A 17,469-nucleotide genomic window follows, 5' to 3' on the forward strand; every position below is an offset into this window, starting at 1 on the left:
GTCCGGCCGTTCGACTCCGGTGCCGCTTCGGGAATGCGGCTACTTCGCCGCCTTTGCCGCCTGGATCACCTTCTGGGCATCCTCGAGGGAATACTCGACATTGGCGACGCCACCCTTCTCGGTATTGGCGAGGTTCTGCTCGAGGTTGTCCTGGTCAATCCTGAGGAACGGCACAACCAGATCCTTTGGCACGTCCTGGCCGTCGAGAATCTGCTGGGCCACCCAGAAGGCGAGCGTCGAGACGCCCGGCGCGATCGACACCGACATCGTCTCGTAGCCGTTGGCGTCCTTCTGCTCCTTCCACCAGAGCAGTTCGTCCTCGCGATTGCCCATGATGATGAGCGGGGTCGGGCGGCCGGCCGCACGGAAGGCCTGCGCCGCGCCGTAGCCGTCGCCGCCCTGGGTCACGACCGCATGGATCTCGGGCAGACTTGGCAGGATGCCGGCGACCGCCTTCTGGGCCACGTCCTGCGCCCAGTCGCCGTGCACCGAGCCGACGATCTTGAACTGCGGATGCTCGGCAACGCCCTCGTGGATGCCCGCCGAGATCTCGTCGTCGACGAACACGCCGGCGAGGCCGCGGATCTCGAGCAGGTTGCCGCCGTCTGGCATCTTCTCGGCGAGATAGGCGATCTGGTCCTTGCCCATCTGCTTGAAGTCGACCGCGATGCGCCATGCGCACGGCTCGGTGACGATTCCGTCGAACGAGACGACGACGATCCCGGCGTCGCAGGCTTCCTTCACGGCCCCGTTCAGCGCGTCCGGCGAGGCAGCATTGAGGACGATGGCGTCGTAGCCCTGCAGGATCAGATTCTGGATCTGCGCGGCCTGCTCGGTGACCTGATTCTCGGCGGTGGTGAAGGCGTCCGCCGCCTTGACCTTGCCGTCGGCGACCGCCTGCTTGGTCACCTTGTCCCAGCTTCGCAGCATCGCCTGGCGCCAGGAATTGCCGGCGTAGTTGTTTGACAGGGCAATCGACTTGTCGGACGTGTCGGCGCGGGCGCCGACTGCCGCCAGCACGCACACTGCGGTCGCCGTCACCATCGTCAATGTCTGTTTCAGCATGTCCATTCCTCCTGGGGTTGTTGCAGCCGCTCTGTCGCGGTCTTGTAGTTCGGCCGGCGGTCGGATTGGCTATGGGGCGGCCTGCTCGGGTGGGGTCGCCTCCGCGCGCAGCCCGACCATCTCCTCCAGATCGACCAGCGCCTCGTCGAGCAGATAGGTCATCGCCGCCCTTGCCGTCTCCGGCGCCTCCTGTTCGATTGCCTCGTAGACCGCCCGGTGCAGAGGCAGGGATCCCTCGCGCTTGGCGCGGCTCACATTGGCGATGGCAAAGGAGCGGGTCAGCGCCGGCTCTAGCAGAAGGCCAAGCGAGATCAGCAGCTCATTGCGGGAAGCGACCAGGATCGCCTTGTGGAACGACAGGTCAGGTCCGATCCAGTCCTCCAGCGAACCTGCGGCGGCCATTCCCTCGAGCGCCTCGCGCATCCGCACGAGGTCCGGCTCGCGTCGGCGGCGGGCGGCGAGCGCCGCGCCGGCAGGCTCGATGATGCCGCGGAACTCGAAGAAGGCGCGTGCATAGTCGCGGTCCGGTCCGGTCTGGAACGCCCAGCTCGTCACGTCGGGGTCGAGCATGTTCCACTCCGAGCGCTGGCGCACCCGGGTTCCGGTTTTCGGCCGTGATTCGACAAGCCCCTTGCCGGCGAGCATCTTGATCGCTTCGCGGAACGAGGTCCGGCTGACCGACAGGCGGGCCGAATAGTCGCCTTCCGTGGGAAGCACCGAACCGGGCGCGAAGTCTCCGGCAACGATGCGCCTGCCAAGCTCGTCCACGATCTGCCCGTGGACGCTGCGACGCGGCCCCGCGATCGCCCGCACCGGCTTCTGCACCACAATCCTCCCGACCGCCGTTCTCGGTCGCATCCGGTCCGGACGCGGGCGACATTTATCGTATGATACTATCAATGTGGATCGAGACCGCAAGAGGCAGAAGTGATCGCGACCGTACGGATTGATTGGGGAACCACCAATGCCCGCGCCTGGGCCTGCGCGGCGGATGGAAGCGTGGTCGAGCGGCGCCATGCGGCGCTTGGCATCCGCAATGTCGGGGCAGCCGGATTCCGCGCGGCCTTCGACCATCTCGTCGAGGGCTGGCCGGTGACAGCGGTTCCGGTCGTGATGAGCGGCATGGTCGGCAGCCGGCAGGGCTGGCAGGAGGCCCCCTATGCCGGATGCCCCGCTAGCCTCGACAGCCTCGCCGCGGCGCTGATCCGGCTGCCCGAACCCGAAACGATCCTGATCGTCCCAGGCGTCGGCCGCGGCGGTGCCGGCGAGCGCCACGACGTCATGCGCGGCGAGGAGGTGCAATGCTTTGGCGCCCTGGCGCGGGAGGACCGCGCGGATGGCCTGATCTGCCTTCCCGGCACCCACAGCAAGTGGGTGCGCATGGCCGAGGGCAGGATCGTCGATTTCGCCAGCGCCATGACCGGCGAGGTGTTCGAGGTGATGTCCCGGCATTCGATCCTCGGCGCGCTGATGGCCGAGGCAGTGCCCGGCCATGATGGCGGTGCGGCCTTCCGGCGCGGCCTGGACCGCGCCGGCGAGGCCGGTGGCCTGCTCAACCATCTGTTCTCGGCACGGGCGGACGCGCTGTTCGGCGAGATCGCCGCCGACGAGATCCGCGATTACCTGTCCGGCGTGCTGATCGGCCACGAGATCCGCGAGATGCCGCGGCTGTTGGGCGGGAGCGGCGAGATCCTGGTCATCGCGGACGGGCCGCTGCCCGGGCGCTACCGCACCGCCTTCGCCCATCTTGCGATCCCCGCCCGGCTGCTCGATGCCGAGGCGGTGACGGTTGCCGGGCTTGGACTCGTCCTCGATCACGCCGGCCGCTGAGCGGCTCTGCCATCCGGAAAGGCAGACGAGGGAACAACCCGGGGCACGGTTCCGGAAGCCCCTTGCGCCGACGATATTTTAAGCTTAAACTTATTTTCGACCAGATATCGGAGGCGTGCCATGAAGGTGACCATCGTCGGCGGCGGACCGGCCGGGCTTTATTTCGGCATCCTGCTGAAGAAGGCACGACCGGAGGCGGCAATCACCGTGCTGGAGCGCAACCGCCCGGACGACACCTTCGGCTTCGGCGTCGTGTTCTCGGACGAGACGCTCGACACCTTCGAGGCCTACGACCGCGAGAGCTACCGGCGGATCACCGAGGAGTTCGCCTACTGGGACGACATCGAGATCCACTTCAAGGGCACCACCCACCGCATCGGCGGTAACGGCTTCTGCGGCTGTTCGCGCCGTACATTGCTGCTGATCCTTCAGGAGCGTGCCCGTGCGCTTGGCATCGAGATGCGGTTCGAGACCGAGGCCGATCCTGATGCCGACTACTCCGATTGCGATCTCGTCGTCGTCGCCGACGGCGTCAACAGCCGCTTCCGCGAGCGCTTCGTCGACCATTTCCGACCGACTGTCGACCTGCGGCCCAACAAGTTCGCCTGGATGGGTTCGACCCGCCCGCTCGACGCCTTCACCTTCGCCTTCGAGGAGACCGAGTGGGGCATCTTCATCGCCCATGCCTACCAGTACGAGGAGGGGCGCTCCACCTGGATCTTCGAGACCGACGCCGCGACCTTCGAAAGGGCGGGACTTGCGGCGCTGAACGAGACGGACTCCGCGGAATTCTGCCGCAGGATCTTCGCGAAGTATCTCGACGGTCACCCGGTGCTGACAAACCGTTCGATGTGGCGCAACTTCCCGATGATCCGCAACGAGCGCTGGGTAAAGGACAACATGGTCCTGCTCGGCGACGCCAAGGCGACCGCCCACTATTCGATCGGCTCCGGCACCAAGCTCGCCATGGAGGATGCCATCGCGCTCTACGAGGCGGTGCAGGCGACGTCCGACATTCCCGCCGCCTTGCGGCTGTTCGAGACCGGCCGCCGCGAGGAGGTGGAGAAGACCCAGCACGCGGCGGACGTGTCGCTGGTGTGGTTCGAGCATCTCGACCGCTTCTGGGACTTCGACCCGATCCAGTTCGCCTTTGGGCTGATGACCCGCTCCAAGGCGATCACCTACGACAACCTGAAGCTGAGGGCGCCGGACTTCGTCGCGGAGGCCGACCGCAACTTTGCCGAGAAGCTCAGGGCGCGCGGCTTCGACGTCGATGTTGACAGGCCGGTGCCGGCCGCGTTCCAGCCATTCCGGCTGCGCGACATGGATCTGGCGAACCGCCTCGTGATGTCGCCGATGTGCATGTATTCGGCGGTCGACGGGGTTCCGGGCGACTTCCACCTTGCCCACTATGGCACCCGCGCGATGGGCGGGGCAGGACTCGTCTTCACCGAGATGACATGTGTGGCACCCGACGCGCGCATAACGCCGGGCTGCGCCGGCCTGTGGAATGACGCCCAGGAAAGGGCCTGGCAGCGCATCGTCGATTTCGTGCGGGCCCATTCGGCCGCGAAGCTGTGCCTGCAGCTCGGCCATGCCGGCCGCAAGGGCGCCTCGCGGCTGATGTGGGAGGGGATGGACCGGCCTCTGCCCGATGCCGAGGCATGGGACATCATATCTGCCTCCGCGATCCCCTACTATCCCGAAAGTCAGGTGCCGCGCGAGATGACCCGCGCCGACATGGACCGCGTCACGTCGCAGTTCGTCGCCGCAGTCGAGCGGGCCGAGCGCATCGGCTTCGACATGATCGAGCTGCACTGCGCGCACGGCTATCTGCTGGCGAGTTTCCTGTCGCCGCTTACCAACACGCGCACCGACGACTACGGCGGTCCGCTCGAGAACCGGCTGCGCTTTCCCCTCGAGGTCTTCGCCGCGATGCGCGCCGCCTGGCCCAAGCACAAGCCGATGTCGGTGCGCATCTCCGCCACCGACTGGGCCGAGGGCGGCCTCACCGGCGACGATGCCGTGGCGATCGCGGCAGCCTTTGGCGAGGCCGGGGTCGATCTCGTCGATGTCTCCACCGGCCAGACGGTCAACTGGTCGCGCCCGGTCTATGGACGCATGTTCCAGACCCCCTTTTCCGACCAGATTCGCAACGAGGCGCAGATCGCCACGATGTGTGTCGGCAACATCACCAGTACCGACCAGGCCAACACCATCCTGATCGCCGGGCGCGCCGATCTGGTCGCCATCGGCCGACCGCACCTGGTCGATCCGTTCTTTGCCATGAAGGCCGCCGCCTGGTACGGGGTTCCGTACATCCATGTGCCGCCGCAATACGCGCCGGGCGCCGACCAGCTCGCCCGCAACGCGCGGCGCGACCGCCAGGATCTCGAGGATCTGCGCATCCGCGCCCGGCCGAAGTCGCGCAGTGGCAGGGCCGATGCGGTGCGGCCGCGCGCGAAGATCCTGTCGGCGGGGGAATAGCGGAGCCAGGATCCGGCCGGCATGGACCTGTCCCGGTCCGCGCGGTCGCGGACGGCGATGCGATTGAGGGCTTTCATGGTCGGGGCCGATCGTGTTATTTTAAGCATCAAATAAATACTGGACGCGACTCACAGGCATGGCGAAAGGAAGCCTTCAGGGGCGGCACGCGCTGGTCACCGGCGGCGGGCGAGGCATTGGCGCTGCGATCGCCGCCGCGCTCACAGCGGCCGGCGCCCGCGTCACCGTGACCGGCCGCAACGAGGGACCGCTGGCCGCGCTTGTCGAGGCCGGCGGCGCTGCAGGCTATGCGCTGGCCGATGCTGCCGACGAGGCGGCAACACGGACCGCGATCCGAGCCGCAGTCACGGAGCGCGGGCCCGTGTCGATCCTCGTCGCCAATGCCGGTGCGGCCGAATCGGCGCCGTTCGCCAGGACTGACGCCGACATGTTCCGCCGCATGCTCGATATCAACCTGATGGGTGTCGTACACGCGGCCGGCGCGCTGCTGACTCCGATGACGGAAGCCGGATTTGGGCGCATCGTGGTCGTCGCCTCGACCGCGGGCCTCAGGGGCTATGCCTATACGACGGCCTATTGCGCCGCCAAGCACGCGGCAATCGGTCTGGTCAGGTCGCTGGCGCTTGAGACCGCCCGCACCGGCGTCACCGTCAATGCGGTCTGTCCCGGTTTCACCGCGACCGATCTCGTTGAGGAGAGCATCGCGCGGATCATGGCCAAGACCGGCCGCAACCGTGAGGCGGCGCTTGCCGAACTGACGCGCGGCAACCCGCAGGGACGGCTGGTCGCGCCGGCGGAGGTGGCCGACGCGGTGCTCTGGCTGTGCGGCGAGGATGCTTCGGCGATCACCGGTCAGTCGATCGCCGTCGCTGGGGGTGAGGTGATGTGATGAACGATCTGCCGCTCGACGCCGAGACCAAGGCGCTGGAGGCGCCTGGCGACCACAAGGCCGAACTGCGGCTGTGGCTCCGGCTGCTCACCTGCACGACCATGGTCGAGGCCGAGATCCGCCGCAGACTGCGCGACGGCTTCGACTTCACCCTGCCGCGCTTCGATCTGCTCGCCCAGCTCGACAAGGCCCCCGACGGCATGACGCTCGGCGAGGTGTCGAAACGGATGATGGTCTCCAACGGCAATGTCACCCATGTCGTCGAGAAGCTGGTCGCCTCCGGCCATCTCGACCGTCGCCCGGCGCCGAACGACCGCCGCGTGCAGATCATCTCGCTGACCGAGCGCGGCCGCGCCGAGTTCCGGGCGATGGCGAAGGTTCACGAAGCGTGGATTGCCGAGATGTTCGCGGGCCTCGATCAGGCCGAGATCGCCGGTCTGATGGATCTCCTCGGCAAGACCAAGGCCTCCGTCCAGCGCGCCCGGGACAAGACCGCAGGAGACTGACCCCGTGCCCGACACCAGCTTTCTCGACTGGCCGTTCTTCGAGGATGCCCACCGCGCGCGGGCGGGCGCGCTGGCGCTCTGGGCCGATACGGCGGTCGCCGGGCTCATCGACCACCACGACGTCGACGGCTCCTGCCGCGCCCTCGTCAGGGCGCTTGGCGATGCGGGATGGCTCAAGGCCGCCGCCCCCCTCGCCGGCCCCGGCATGACTGCCCGACATGACGTGCGTACACTCTGCCTGTCCCGCGAGATCCTGGCCTATCGCTCGGGGCTGGCCGACTTTGCCTTCGCCATGCAGGGGCTCGGCTCGGGGCCCGTGGCGCTCGCCGGCACCGATGAGCAGAAGGCGCGCTGGCTGCCGGGCGTCGGCGCCGGCACCGCGATCCCCGCCTTCGCGCTGTCGGAGCTCGAGGCCGGCTCCGACGTTGCCGCGCTCGCCTGCACTGCGACGCCGGACGGAAACGAGCACGTGCGGCTCGACGGCGACAAGACCTGGATCTCGAATGGCGGCATCGCCGACTGGTACGTCGTCTTCGCCCGCACCGGCGAGGCGCCTGGCGCCCGCGGCCTGTCGGCCTTCGTCGTCGAGGCCGGGACGCCCGGATTCGAGATTGCCGAACGCATCGACGTGATCGCCCCGCACCCGCTGGCGACACTCCACTTCGATGGCTGCCGCGTCCCCGTCGCCAACCGGATCGGCCGGGGCGGCGACGGCTTCAGGATCGCCATGGCAACGCTCGACATCTTCCGCTCCACCGTAGGCGCTGCCGCGCTCGGCTTTGCGCGGCGCGCCGCCGACGAGGCACTGGACCGGGCACTGAAGCGCCGGCTGTTCGGCGCACCGCTCGCCGACCTGCAGCTCACCCAGGCACGTCTCGCCGACATGGCCACGGGTATCGACGCGGCAGCGCTGCTGATCTACCGCGCCGCCTGGACGAAGGATACGGGCGCGCCGCGCATCACCCGCGAGGCAGCGATGGCGAAGATGTTCGCTACCGAGACGGCCCAGTCGGTGATCGATGCCGCCGTCCAGCTGTTCGGCGGCCTGGGGGTCAGGAGCGGCACGAAGGTCGAGGAGCTCTATCGCGAGATCAGGGCTCTCAGAATCTACGAGGGAGCGACCGAGGTTCAGAAGATCGTCATCGCCCGCGAGATGCTGAAGGCGGCAGAGGCCGCCGGCGCGCGGGCCGACGCGCGTCACTAGCCGCTTCGCCGCGCCGGAAGGCGGGCGCGGACACGGCATCGGAGGACGGAACATGCTGCCGAGTGGACACGTCGACACCTTTGCCCGGGACAACCTCCCGCCGGCCGGACAATGGCCCGATTTCCTGTTCGACCGCCCGGAGCTCAGATATCCGGAGCGGCTGAACTGCGCGGTCGAGCTGCTCGATCGCCATGTCGCACGCGGCAACGGCGACAGGATCTGTCTCATCACGCCCGGCGGAACATTGACCTATGCGCAGTTGCAGGCGCAGGTGAACCGCCTCGCCAACGTGCTGACCCGTCGGCTCGGAATGGTCCCCGGCAACCGCGTCCTGCTGCGTTCGGCCAACAACGCGATGATGGTGATCGCGCATTTCGCCGTGCTGAAGGCCGGTGGCGTCGTGGTCGCAACGATGCCGCTGCTGCGCGCCAAGGAGCTCGCCTATCCGATCCAGAAGGCGAAGATCGCTCTCGCGCTGTGCGATATCCGCCTTGCCGAGGAGATGGAGAAGGCGAAGGCGATGGCGCCGGACCTCCAGCGCATCGTCTACTGGGGCGGCGGCGCGGATACGCTCGAGGCGATGATGGCCGAGGAGTCGGCCGAGTTCGAGCCCTGTGACACCTCGAGCGACGATGTCTGCCTGATCGGCTTCACCTCCGGCACCACCGGCGTTCCGAAGGGCACCATGCACTTTCACCGCGACATGATGGCGATCTGCGACGCCTATGCGATGAACGTGCTGAGACCGGAGCCGAACGACGTGTTCATCGGCTCGCCGCCGCTCGCCTTCACCTTCGGGCTCGGCGGCCTGGTGCTGTTCCCGATGCGGGTCGGAGCGTCCACCGTGCTGCTCGAGAAGGCGGCGCCGGAGGAGCTGCTGCCGGCGATCGGCCGCTACAAGGCGACAATCTGCTTCACCGCACCGACCGCCTACCGCGTCATGCTCGACCAGATGCGGCCGGGTGACGTCGCCTCGCTGCGCAAGTGTGTCTCGGCCGGCGAGACCCTGCCCAAGCCGACCTGGGACGCCTGGCACGCGGCGACCGGCCTGAAGCTCCTCGACGGCATAGGCGCGACCGAGATGCTGCACATCTTCATCGGCTCGCCGGAGGAGGAAGTACGTCCCGGCGCGACGGGTCGGCCGGTCCCGGGCTACGAGGCGAAGGTGATCGACGAGCAGGGCAACGAGGTGCCCCCGGGCACCATCGGCCGTCTGGCCGTGCGCGGCCCGACCGGCTGCCGATATCTCGCCGACGAACGCCAGGCCGACTATGTCCAGGCCGGCTGGAATGTCACCGGCGACACCTATGTCATGGATGAGGACGGCTATTTCTGGTACCAGGCGCGCTCCGACGACATGATCGTCTCGGCCGGCTACAATATCGCCGGACCGGAGGTGGAAGCGGCGCTGCTGAGCCATCCCGCCGTCGCGTTCTGCGGCGTGGTCGGTGCGCCCTGTCCCGAGCGCGGCCAGATCGTCAAGGCCTATGTCCAGCTGAAGGACGGCTTCGAGCCCTCGCCCGCCCTTGCCGCCGAGCTGCAGACCTTCGTCAAGAACGAGATCGCCCCCTACAAGTATCCGCGGGCGGTGGAGTTCGTCGATACCCTGCCGCGCACCGAAACCGGCAAGCTGCGCCGCGTCGAGCTGCGCGAGCGTGCGCGGGCGGAGGCGGCCGCCAGCCTACGATCGCGCGCGAGCTGATCCGTCCGTGACGCGACCAACAGCGAGGAACACGCCCGTGTCCGTGACCACACCTGCCCCCGCCCTCCCCTCCGCCCCATCGTCGCCCGACGACGGGCGACCGACGGTCGTGCAGCCGGAAGGCTGGCCGCGCCCGCTCGGCTATGCCAACGGCATGAAGGCGACGGGCGAGATCCTCGTCACCGGCGGCGTCGTCGGCTGGGACACCGAGGGCCGGTTCCCGCCCGATTTCCTCGGCCAGGTCCGCCAGACGCTCGCCAATATCCGCGATATCGTCCGGGCCGGTGGCGCCGAGACCCATCACATCGTCCGGCTTACCTGGTACGTCACCGATCTCGACGCCTACCGCGCCTGCCTGAAGGAGCTCGGCCCCGTCTACCGCGAGATCATCGGCCGCCACTTCCCGGCCATGGCCGTCGTCCAGGTGTGCGGCCTCGTCGAGCCGCAGGCCATGGTCGAGATCGAGGCGACCGCCGTGATCCCGGTGCGGACCTGACCGGACGGTCCCGCCGTCGGCGCCTGGCCGGCAGGACAAGCCCCCCGCATCCGGTCTCCATCTCCCCGCCATCCCGAACAGCCTGCCGCTCCGTCATCCCGGAGGCGATCCGCTCCCGTCACCACGAATGACCGCGAGACCGAGCCGGGATCGGGCGGCATGACGCGAACGCGGCGCTGCCGGGCCGGCGGGGATGGTAAGGACGCGATGTCCGGCTCAGCTGTCAGTCCGAACGGTGCATCGCCGCCCGTCGGTACTCCTCGACCAGCGCCTCCGTCGTCGCCTGCCGGCAGTAGCCGGCGAAGGCAGCGATCGCCGTCTCGTGCCGTTCGCGGCTGTCGGTTGTGCAGGCGTCGGTGGCGCAGATCATCCGGAACCCATGTCTCCGGGCCGTACCGCGGCGGGATGGTGGAGCCAGGGGGAGTCGAACCCCCGACCTCTTGAATGCCATTCAAGCGCTCTCCCAACTGAGCTATGGCCCCACGGGGTCGCGCCGCGCACGGTGCGTTTAAGGCAATCGCCGGACAAACGCAATAGACGAGCGACGACGCCGCGCATTGTCCTCTACCGACGGCGCCACTGCCGGCCCTTGCATGCCGCACCGCCGTCCGATGCCGGGAAGTCCCGATCCGATGCCGTGTGGCGCGATGGTCCCGACACCCACTGAGCCGTGACGGAGCCGGGGCACCAGCAGTGCCCCGGATGGCAATGAATCCGACAGCTCAGCCTTGAAGACGTGACGCTCGAGCAAGTCGTTGCCCCGCTGCGGTGCGCCCGGCACCGCCCCGTTCCCGTCCGTCGGGCCGGACCGGAACGGGCCGGTGCCGGATCGGGGTCAGCGTGGCCCGTACCGGAACAGGCTGGCCCCGTGGCGCTTCAGCCAGGCCTCGGCCGCGCCCGTGTGCGGGGCGATCGCCTCCAGCGTGCGCCAGAAGCGTCGGCTGTGGTTCATCTCGACCATATGGGCGACCTCGTGCGCGGCCAGATAGTCGAGGACCATCGGCGGCGCGAGAATCAGCCGCCAGGAAAAGGACAGCGTGCCGTTCGTCGAGCACGATCCCCAGCGCGAGCTCTGGTCGCGGACCGCGATGCGCTTCGGCTTGACGCCCAGCCGCTCTGCATGACGTCTCACTGCCGGCTCGAGGTCGCGGCGCGCCTCCGCCTTGAGCCAGTCGGTCAGGCGGCGGGCAAGATGTTCCGGATCGCCGGCGACCTCGATGCGCGGCAGCGGCTGCGTACCGGCGACCAGCCTGACGCCACCGCGCAGCAGGCCGGTCGCGCAGACCAGATGCATCTCGCCGCGCAGCGGAATTTCGGCGCCGTCCTCGAAACGCACATGGTCGGGCCGGCGCCGGATGCGCTCGCGCAACCACCCCGATTGTGCACGGGCGAATGCCAGGCCCCGGTCCAGGCTGCCATGCGCCGGGATAACCAGGACAGGATGTTCGGACGCGGCGGGCAGCTTCAGCAAATATCGGCACGCCCGGTCGGAGCGCCGCACGGCGATCGACACCGGCGCACCGTCGACGATGATCTCGACGGTCGCGGGAAGCGCGGGGCTGCGCAGACGGCGGGGCAGGACTGACATCGCGGACCGGACGAATCGGACAGCGGTCATGTTGCCATGCCGATCCGGGCAAACGAAAGGCGCGGCGCTCGTGCGCCGCGCCGACGATGCGACGGTCCCGTTCGATCAGGCCGAGGCGCCGGTCGCCGTACCCGTCACAGGCCCGGTCGGGCGGGCACCCGCCTCTCCCGTCGCAGCGCGACGGCGGCGCTCGGCCATGAAGCGATCGAACTCCTCGCGATCCCGTGCCTTGCGCAGCTCGCGCATGAAGGCCTGGAACTCCTCGGCCTCCTGCTCGATGCGACGGCGCTCGCGTTCGAGTCGCTCGAGTTCGGCCTTGCGATAGGCCTCGAAGGCTGCATTGCCGGTATCGCCGGCAGCACGGACCTGGAACCGATGGCGGCTCTCGTCCCACCAGGCGATCATCCGCTCGCCCCAGATGATCCAGGCCAGCACCGCCACTCCGAGCGGCCACCAGATGATGAAGCCGACCACCATCGCGGCGATTGACAGCGGCGACCAGCTCGGGCGGATCGGAAAATTCTGCACGGGCCCCTCCTGCGGGTTCGGGTGACCCTCACGAAGTGGGGCGCCGGGCCCGCCGCTTCAAGTGGGATGCGACAGGGCGGGGCCGGACCAGCCGGGACGGCGGGGCCGGTTCAGACGTCGGCTTCATGCCGTGCAGCCCGTGCGGCGCCGCCATTGTGCTTCGCCGAGCTGCGGCCATTGCCGCGACCCGTGGCGCGGTGCGCGCCACCGGACGACGCCGCCGGCCGGCGCGCGAACCGGCCGGAATGCGTTCGGATGAAGTCGGAAATCCGCGGCGCGATCTCGGCGCGGAACCGCGAACCGTTGAAGACGCCGTAGTGTCCGACCTTCGGCTGCTCGTAGTGGACGCGCATGTCGTCGGGCAGGTTCGAGCACAGCCGGTGTGCGGCCTTCGTCTGACCGATACCGGAAATGTCGTCGTTCTCGCCTTCCACCGTCATCAGCGCGACATTGCGGATGGCGGACGGATCGACCGGGTTGCCGCGGTGCATCATCTCACCCTTGGGCAGGGCATGGCGGATGAACACCTGATCGACCGTCTGAAGGTAGAACTCCGCGGTTAGATCCATCACGGCCAGATATTCGTCGTAGAACTCGCGGTGCTTTTCCGCCGAATCGCCGTCTCCCTTGACTAGATGCGTGAACAGGTCGCGGTGGGCCGCCATGTGCCGGTCGAGGTTCATGCTCATGAACCCGGTGAGCTGCAGAAAGCCCGGATAGACCTCGCGCATCATCCCCGGGTGGGGGAACGGTACCTTCATGATGACGTTGCGGCGGAACCAGTCGATGTCGCGTTCCTGCGCCAGGCGGTTGACGGCGGTCGGATTGACGCGCGTGTCGATCGGACCGCCCATCAGCGTCATGGTGATCGGCACATAGGGGTCGTTGCGCGCCTCCATCAGCGAAACGGCAGCCAGCACCGGTACCGAGGGCTGGCACACCGCCATGACATGGGTGTCGCCGCCCAGGAAATGCAGGATGTTCTGCATGTAGTCGATGTAGTCGTCGAGATCGAAGGTGCCCTGGTTGATCGGCACCATGCGCGCATCGACCCAATCGGTGATGTAGACATCGTGATTGGGCAGCATCGCCTCGACGGTGCCGCGCAGCAGGGTCGCGTAATGGCCAGACATCGGCGCGACGATCAGCAGCTTCGGCCCCGCGTCCATGCGGGCGGGGACCGATTTGGCGAAGCGGAGGAGACGACAGAAGGTCCGCTCCCAGACCACTTCCTCGCGTACCGGCACCCGTACCGCGCCGACGAGCGTCGAGTCGATGCCGAATTCAGGCTTTCCGTAGCGCCGCGTCACGCGCTCGAACATCTCCATCATCGCCGCCGCGCCGCGTCCGATCGACGTATGGGTCATCGGATTGAGCGGGTTGCGATAATAGAGACGGGTCACGTCTGCGGCCGCACGCACCGGGCTGAGGGCAGCGTGCGTCAATTCGTACCACTGATAAAACGACATGGCGGTTCGGATCCTCCGTCTCCAGATCCGCATTTCCCCCAAGCACCGCCGGCATCTTTTCTAGGCCGCCAACTTGTGTGCAGTGCGGCAAGCTAGGCGTTGGCGCCACAGATGGCAAGTATCGACTCCGCAGTGCAAACCGTTCGTTAACGCTGACGGCGCCTTTGCGGCCGGACGTCCTGAGGCCGGGAGCATGCATCCGACGTCGCGTAGCGGCCGGCGCCGCCGATAGAGCGTGCCCGTCGGATCGCGCTGCCCTGTCGGCCTATTCTCCGAGCTGCAGCAACGAGCCGGCCCGTCGCGCCGACTCGAAGAATCTGAGGAAGGCCACGAGGCCAAGGCTGAAGTAGATCGCGTTCAGCCCTAGCGCGACGGCCATCAGGTCGGCGCGGAACACGCCGTCGATCACCACCGCCCGCATTCCCTCGAATACATAGGTTGGCGCCAGCGACAGCGCAATCCACTGCAGCCACACCGGCAACACCTCGACCGGATAGTAGACGCAGGTAAGCGGCAGCAGCAGGAACGTCACCGACCAGGCAAGCCCTTCCGCCCCAAGCCCGAATCGCAGCACCATGCCGGAGACTGCAAGACCGATCGCCCAGCTGGTCAGGAACAGGTTGACGAAGAACGCCACCAGCGCCAGCCCGAGCCCCCACAGGTTGAAGCCGAAGAAGGCGATCGCCATCAGCGTCACCGGAACCAGCCCGACCGCAAGCCGCACCAGGCTCATCGCCATCAGCGCGGCCGCGAACTCCATCGGTCTGAGCGGCGTCATCATCAGGTGGCCCATGTTGCGGGCCCACATCTCCTCCATGAAGGAAATCGAGAAGCCGAGCTGGCCGCGGAACAGGATGTCCCACAGCAGCACCGAACCGATGAACACCCCGCCCATCTCGGCGAAGATTCCGGACGTCTCCGACAGGTAGAGCTGCAGGAAGCCCCACATCAGCATCTGCACCGTCGGCCAGTAGATCAGTTCCACGATGCGCGGCCAGGACCCCCTCAGCAGGTAGAGGTAGCGCAGCAGCATCGCCCAGCTGCGCGCCGGCGACACGGAGCGGTAGAGGGGAGGTGCGAAGTCGCGCGGCGTGCCCCGGCTCATGGTGGACCTGCTCGGACGAGGCTGGCGGCGCGCCCGGTGCCGCGCGCGACGTCGAGGAACACGTCCTCGAGATTGGTGCGGCCGTAGCGGGCGATGAGGTCTTCCGGTGCCCCGTCGTCGACGATCACGCCGGCCTTCATCATCAGCACGCGGTCGCACATCCGCTCGACCTCCGGCATGTTGTGCGAGGCAAGCAGGATGGTCGCGTCGCGGCTGTGCCGGTAGTCCTCGATGTGGCTGCGCACCCAGTCGGCCGTGTCGGGATCGAGGGACGCGGTCGGCTCGTCGAGCAGCAGCACCTCCGGCATGTTGATCAGCGCCTTGGCGAGACTGACACGGGTCTTCTGACCGGCCGAGAGCTTGCCGCAGGGCCGGTCGAGCAGATGGATGAGATCGAGCGCTCCGGCGATGTCGGCGACCCGCTCGGCCACCCGGTCAAGCCCGTAGAGCCGGGCGAACACGGTTAGATTCTGCCGCACCGTCAGCCGCATCGGCATGTCGACATAAGGGCTTTCGAAGTTGATCCGGTGCAGCACCCGGTGGCGATCGCGCAGCATGTCGACGCCGAGCACCTCGATGCTGCCTCCGCTCGGCAGCACCAGCCCCATCAGCATGGCGATGGTCGTCGTCTTGCCCGCGCCGTTGCCACCGAGGAGGCCGGTCACCGACCCGCGCCGGATGCTGAAGCTGACGTCATTCACGGCGGTAACCGCTCCGTAGCGCTTGGTCAGGCCACGCACCTTGACCGCGATGTGGTGCGCGCTGTCGGCTGCGGCGGGGCCGGACCCGGCGTGATCTGTCAGCGGAACATCCATGACCCTGGCTCCGGGGGCGAACGCTGCGTCGACGTGGCGGTCGCCGCCGCCCCGGACACCGGCCTATATAATGGTCGGCGCGGTGCATGCCGAGTCGGAGCGCCGCCCGCACCGGACGCCGCAATGACCGCTACCACGCCCCACGATCTTCCGCTCAGACGCTCGCGGCTCAGGCTGCGGACGCTGGTGCGGCTGCGCTGGATCGCGATCGCCGGCCAGTCGGCGGCCGTGATCGCCGTCTATCTCGTGCTCGGCTACGACCTGCCGGTCGGCCTGTGCTTCGCGCTGATCGCGCTGTCGGCCTGGCTCAACATGTTCCTGAGGATCCGCTATCCGGCCTCAAGGGAACTGTCGGCCGGTCCGGCGACGGCGTTGCTCGGCTACGACATCGTTCAGCTCGCCGCCCTGCTGGCGCTGACGGGCGGCCTCGCCAACCCGTTCGCCATCCTGCTGCTGGTGCCAGTGGTGGTCTCGGCGAGCGCGCTGCCGCCGGCCAATACGGTGAGTCTCGGAGGCATCGCGCTCGCCTGCGCGACCGTCATCGGCGTGGTGCACCTGCCGCTGCCCTGGGCGGGCGGCAATGAGCCGGACCTGCCGGGGCTGTACGTGGCGGGGATCTGGGTCGCCCTGGCGCTGACGTTGGGCTTCATGGGCACCTATGCCTTCCGCGTCGCCGAGGAGGCGCGGCAGATGTCCGACGCGCTGGCAGCCGCCGAACTGGTGCTCGCCCGCGAGCAGCACCTGTCGGCGCTCGACGGACTGGCCGCCGCCGCTGCGCACGAACTCGGCACGCCGCTGGCGACCATCGCGCTGGTGGCGCGCGAGCTGGAGCGCGAGCTGCCCCCCGACGGCCCGCACGCCGACGACGTCCGCCTGCTGCGCAGCCAGGTCGAACGCTGCCGTGGCATTCTCGAGCGGATCAGTTCGCTCGGCGAGGAGCCCGGCGGCCATCTCGACCGCCTGCCGCTGGCGAGCCTGATCGAGGAGATCGCCGCCCCGCACCGCGCGTTCGGCATCGACATCGCGGTGTCGCTCGACGGCATGCCGCCCGAACCGGTTGGCCGGCGCGATCCCGGCATCCTCTACGGGCTCGGCAACCTGGTCGAGAATGCGGTGGATTTTGCCACCTCCTCGGTCCGCATCCGCGCCACGTGGTCGGCGACCAAGGTCGCCGTCGAGATCGCCGACGACGGCCCGGGCTTTCCGCCGGACGTGCTCGCCAAGATCGGCGAGCCCTACATCTCGACGCGGCGTGGGCGCCGCGGCTCGAGTGACCAGTCGGGACTGGGGCTCGGTCTGTTCATCGCCAAGACGCTGCTCGAGCGCTCTGGCGCCACACTCCAGTTCGGCAACCGATCCGACGAGGCCGGCGGCGCCGTGGTCGGTGCGACCTGGCCGCGTCACCGCTTCGAGACGCCGCCCACCGCCGCGGCGGACGCGGACAACGCCGCGGCTTGATGATCACCTCAACCGCCCAGAGATCGCCCTGCACCGACGGTCTTGCCAGTCCCGACCCGGCGTGTTGACTTCGGGGATTGCCGCCATGACGAGGCCGGATGCGGTGGCATGCGTCGGGATCCGCTTCATGCCGCAGCCCCGTACGCAACCATGCGAGGATGGTATCCGCCCCGTGCCGGGCGCCAGCATCTGACGCTTTGACCGGCCACCAGCGTCAGCTGGAAGTTGGCGGGCCCTTCCCAATCCGCGCTGCAGCCATGCGCAGACCCCGGCGACCGCTCGCGGCGAGCATGGCCGTCTTGACTGCCG

The 17,469-nt window shown here is 68.3% G+C and carries 16 protein-coding genes and 1 tRNA gene; 8 read left to right on the forward strand and 9 right to left on the reverse strand.

Annotated features, from left to right (window positions below):
- Positions 1–39: 39 nt before the first annotated feature.
- Together EDC22_RS09585 and EDC22_RS09590 are read right to left on the reverse strand one after the other, a co-directional pair.
- Positions 40–1,044, reverse strand: coding sequence for an ABC transporter substrate-binding protein (locus tag EDC22_RS09585; protein WP_245499720.1), 1,005 nt, complete (start codon positions 1,042–1,044; stop codon positions 40–42).
- A 90-nt stretch (positions 1,045–1,134) separates the two neighbouring features.
- The gene (locus tag EDC22_RS09590; RefSeq protein WP_165926851.1) at positions 1,135–1,890 is read right to left on the reverse strand and encodes a FadR/GntR family transcriptional regulator; all 756 of its coding nucleotides are present in this window, start codon (positions 1,888–1,890) and stop codon (positions 1,135–1,137) included.
- A gap of 102 nt (positions 1,891–1,992) precedes the next feature.
- On the opposite strand from EDC22_RS09590, the gene EDC22_RS09595 reads away from it, so the two are divergent.
- The 7 genes from EDC22_RS09595 (at position 1,993) to EDC22_RS09625 (ending at position 10,197) form a co-directional block, all read left to right on the forward strand.
- On the forward strand, positions 1,993–2,895 hold the full coding sequence (locus EDC22_RS09595) for a 2-dehydro-3-deoxygalactonokinase (protein ID WP_132806431.1): 903 nt from the start codon (positions 1,993–1,995) through the stop codon (positions 2,893–2,895).
- A 120-nt stretch (positions 2,896–3,015) separates the two neighbouring features.
- Complete coding sequence (locus EDC22_RS09600; protein WP_132806432.1) at positions 3,016–5,382, forward strand: bifunctional salicylyl-CoA 5-hydroxylase/oxidoreductase; 2,367 nt, start codon at positions 3,016–3,018, stop codon at positions 5,380–5,382.
- A 136-nt stretch (positions 5,383–5,518) separates the two neighbouring features.
- Positions 5,519–6,289: an SDR family NAD(P)-dependent oxidoreductase gene (locus EDC22_RS09605; RefSeq protein ID WP_132806433.1), complete on the forward strand. Its 771-nt coding sequence runs from the start codon at positions 5,519–5,521 to the stop codon at positions 6,287–6,289.
- Between the two features lie 8 nt (positions 6,290–6,297).
- Positions 6,298–6,795, forward strand: a complete 498-nt coding sequence (locus tag EDC22_RS09610; protein ID WP_165926872.1) for a MarR family winged helix-turn-helix transcriptional regulator — start codon at positions 6,298–6,300, stop codon at positions 6,793–6,795.
- A 4-nt stretch (positions 6,796–6,799) separates the two neighbouring features.
- Positions 6,800–7,999 (forward strand): acyl-CoA dehydrogenase family protein, encoded by a 1,200-nt coding sequence (locus tag EDC22_RS09615; protein WP_132806435.1) that lies wholly within the window; start codon positions 6,800–6,802, stop codon positions 7,997–7,999.
- A 52-nt stretch (positions 8,000–8,051) separates the two neighbouring features.
- Entirely contained in the window at positions 8,052–9,701 is a 1,650-nt protein-coding gene (locus EDC22_RS09620; protein WP_132806436.1) for a benzoate-CoA ligase family protein, read from the forward strand.
- Between the two features lie 37 nt (positions 9,702–9,738).
- Positions 9,739–10,197 (forward strand): RidA family protein, encoded by a 459-nt coding sequence (locus EDC22_RS09625; protein ID WP_207903744.1) that lies wholly within the window; start codon positions 9,739–9,741, stop codon positions 10,195–10,197.
- A 223-nt stretch (positions 10,198–10,420) separates the two neighbouring features.
- On the opposite strand, the gene EDC22_RS09630 is transcribed toward EDC22_RS09625, so the two are convergent.
- The 7 genes from EDC22_RS09630 to EDC22_RS09660 form a co-directional block, all read right to left on the reverse strand.
- Complete coding sequence (locus EDC22_RS09630; protein ID WP_207903745.1) at positions 10,421–10,567, reverse strand: hypothetical protein; 147 nt, start codon at positions 10,565–10,567, stop codon at positions 10,421–10,423.
- A 36-nt stretch (positions 10,568–10,603) separates the two neighbouring features.
- Positions 10,604–10,679, reverse strand: a tRNA-Ala gene (locus EDC22_RS09635).
- A 353-nt stretch (positions 10,680–11,032) separates the two neighbouring features.
- Positions 11,033–11,815 carry a M48 family metallopeptidase gene (locus EDC22_RS09640; RefSeq protein WP_207903746.1) on the reverse strand — a complete coding sequence of 261 codons (783 nt, stop codon included), beginning with the start codon at positions 11,813–11,815 and terminating at the stop codon, positions 11,033–11,035.
- A gap of 75 nt (positions 11,816–11,890) precedes the next feature.
- On the reverse strand, positions 11,891–12,313 hold the full coding sequence (locus tag EDC22_RS09645) for a DUF2852 domain-containing protein (RefSeq protein ID WP_132806437.1): 423 nt from the start codon (positions 12,311–12,313) through the stop codon (positions 11,891–11,893).
- A gap of 110 nt (positions 12,314–12,423) precedes the next feature.
- On the reverse strand, positions 12,424–13,782 hold the full coding sequence (locus EDC22_RS09650) for a polyhydroxyalkanoate depolymerase (RefSeq protein ID WP_132806438.1): 1,359 nt from the start codon (positions 13,780–13,782) through the stop codon (positions 12,424–12,426).
- Positions 13,783–14,047: 265 nt separating this feature from the next.
- The gene (locus tag EDC22_RS09655) at positions 14,048–14,887 is read right to left on the reverse strand and encodes an ABC transporter permease (RefSeq protein ID WP_245499708.1); all 840 of its coding nucleotides are present in this window, start codon (positions 14,885–14,887) and stop codon (positions 14,048–14,050) included.
- Positions 14,884–15,702, reverse strand: coding sequence for an ABC transporter ATP-binding protein (locus EDC22_RS09660; protein ID WP_132806439.1), 819 nt, complete (start codon positions 15,700–15,702; stop codon positions 14,884–14,886). The genes EDC22_RS09655 and EDC22_RS09660 overlap by 4 nt, the downstream gene beginning before the upstream one ends.
- Positions 15,703–15,825: 123 nt before the next feature.
- On the opposite strand from EDC22_RS09660, the gene EDC22_RS09665 reads away from it, so the two are divergent.
- Positions 15,826–17,160 (forward strand): ActS/PrrB/RegB family redox-sensitive histidine kinase, encoded by a 1,335-nt coding sequence (locus EDC22_RS09665; protein ID WP_132806440.1) that lies wholly within the window; start codon positions 15,826–15,828, stop codon positions 17,158–17,160.
- The last annotated feature ends 309 nt before the right edge of the window (positions 17,161–17,469 follow it).

It is taken from the genome of Tepidamorphus gemmatus, from assembly GCF_004346195.1.
In the GTDB taxonomy this organism is placed as follows: Bacteria; Pseudomonadota; Alphaproteobacteria; order Rhizobiales; family Tepidamorphaceae; genus Tepidamorphus; species Tepidamorphus gemmatus.

What these genes read in the sequence shown, in the direction of transcription:
- EDC22_RS09630 (WP_207903745.1), bottom strand. Translation starts at nt 10,567, where the DNA reads ATGATCTGCGCCACCGACGCCTGCACAACCGACAGCCGCGAACGGCAC.
- EDC22_RS09640 (WP_207903746.1), bottom strand. Translation starts at nt 11,815, where the DNA reads ATGACCGCTGTCCGATTCGTCCGGTCCGCGATGTCAGTCCTGCCCCGC.
- EDC22_RS09600 (WP_132806432.1), top strand. Translation starts at nt 3,016, where the DNA reads ATGAAGGTGACCATCGTCGGCGGCGGACCGGCCGGGCTTTATTTCGGC.
- EDC22_RS09660 (WP_132806439.1), bottom strand. Translation starts at nt 15,702, where the DNA reads ATGGATGTTCCGCTGACAGATCACGCCGGGTCCGGCCCCGCCGCAGCC.
- EDC22_RS09605 (WP_132806433.1), top strand. Translation starts at nt 5,519, where the DNA reads ATGGCGAAAGGAAGCCTTCAGGGGCGGCACGCGCTGGTCACCGGCGGC.
- EDC22_RS09655 (WP_245499708.1), bottom strand. Translation starts at nt 14,887, where the DNA reads ATGAGCCGGGGCACGCCGCGCGACTTCGCACCTCCCCTCTACCGCTCC.
- EDC22_RS09620 (WP_132806436.1), top strand. Translation starts at nt 8,052, where the DNA reads ATGCTGCCGAGTGGACACGTCGACACCTTTGCCCGGGACAACCTCCCG.
- EDC22_RS09665 (WP_132806440.1), top strand. Translation starts at nt 15,826, where the DNA reads ATGACCGCTACCACGCCCCACGATCTTCCGCTCAGACGCTCGCGGCTC.
- EDC22_RS09650 (WP_132806438.1), bottom strand. Translation starts at nt 13,782, where the DNA reads ATGTCGTTTTATCAGTGGTACGAATTGACGCACGCTGCCCTCAGCCCG.
- EDC22_RS09585 (WP_245499720.1), bottom strand. Translation starts at nt 1,044, where the DNA reads ATGGTGACGGCGACCGCAGTGTGCGTGCTGGCGGCAGTCGGCGCCCGC.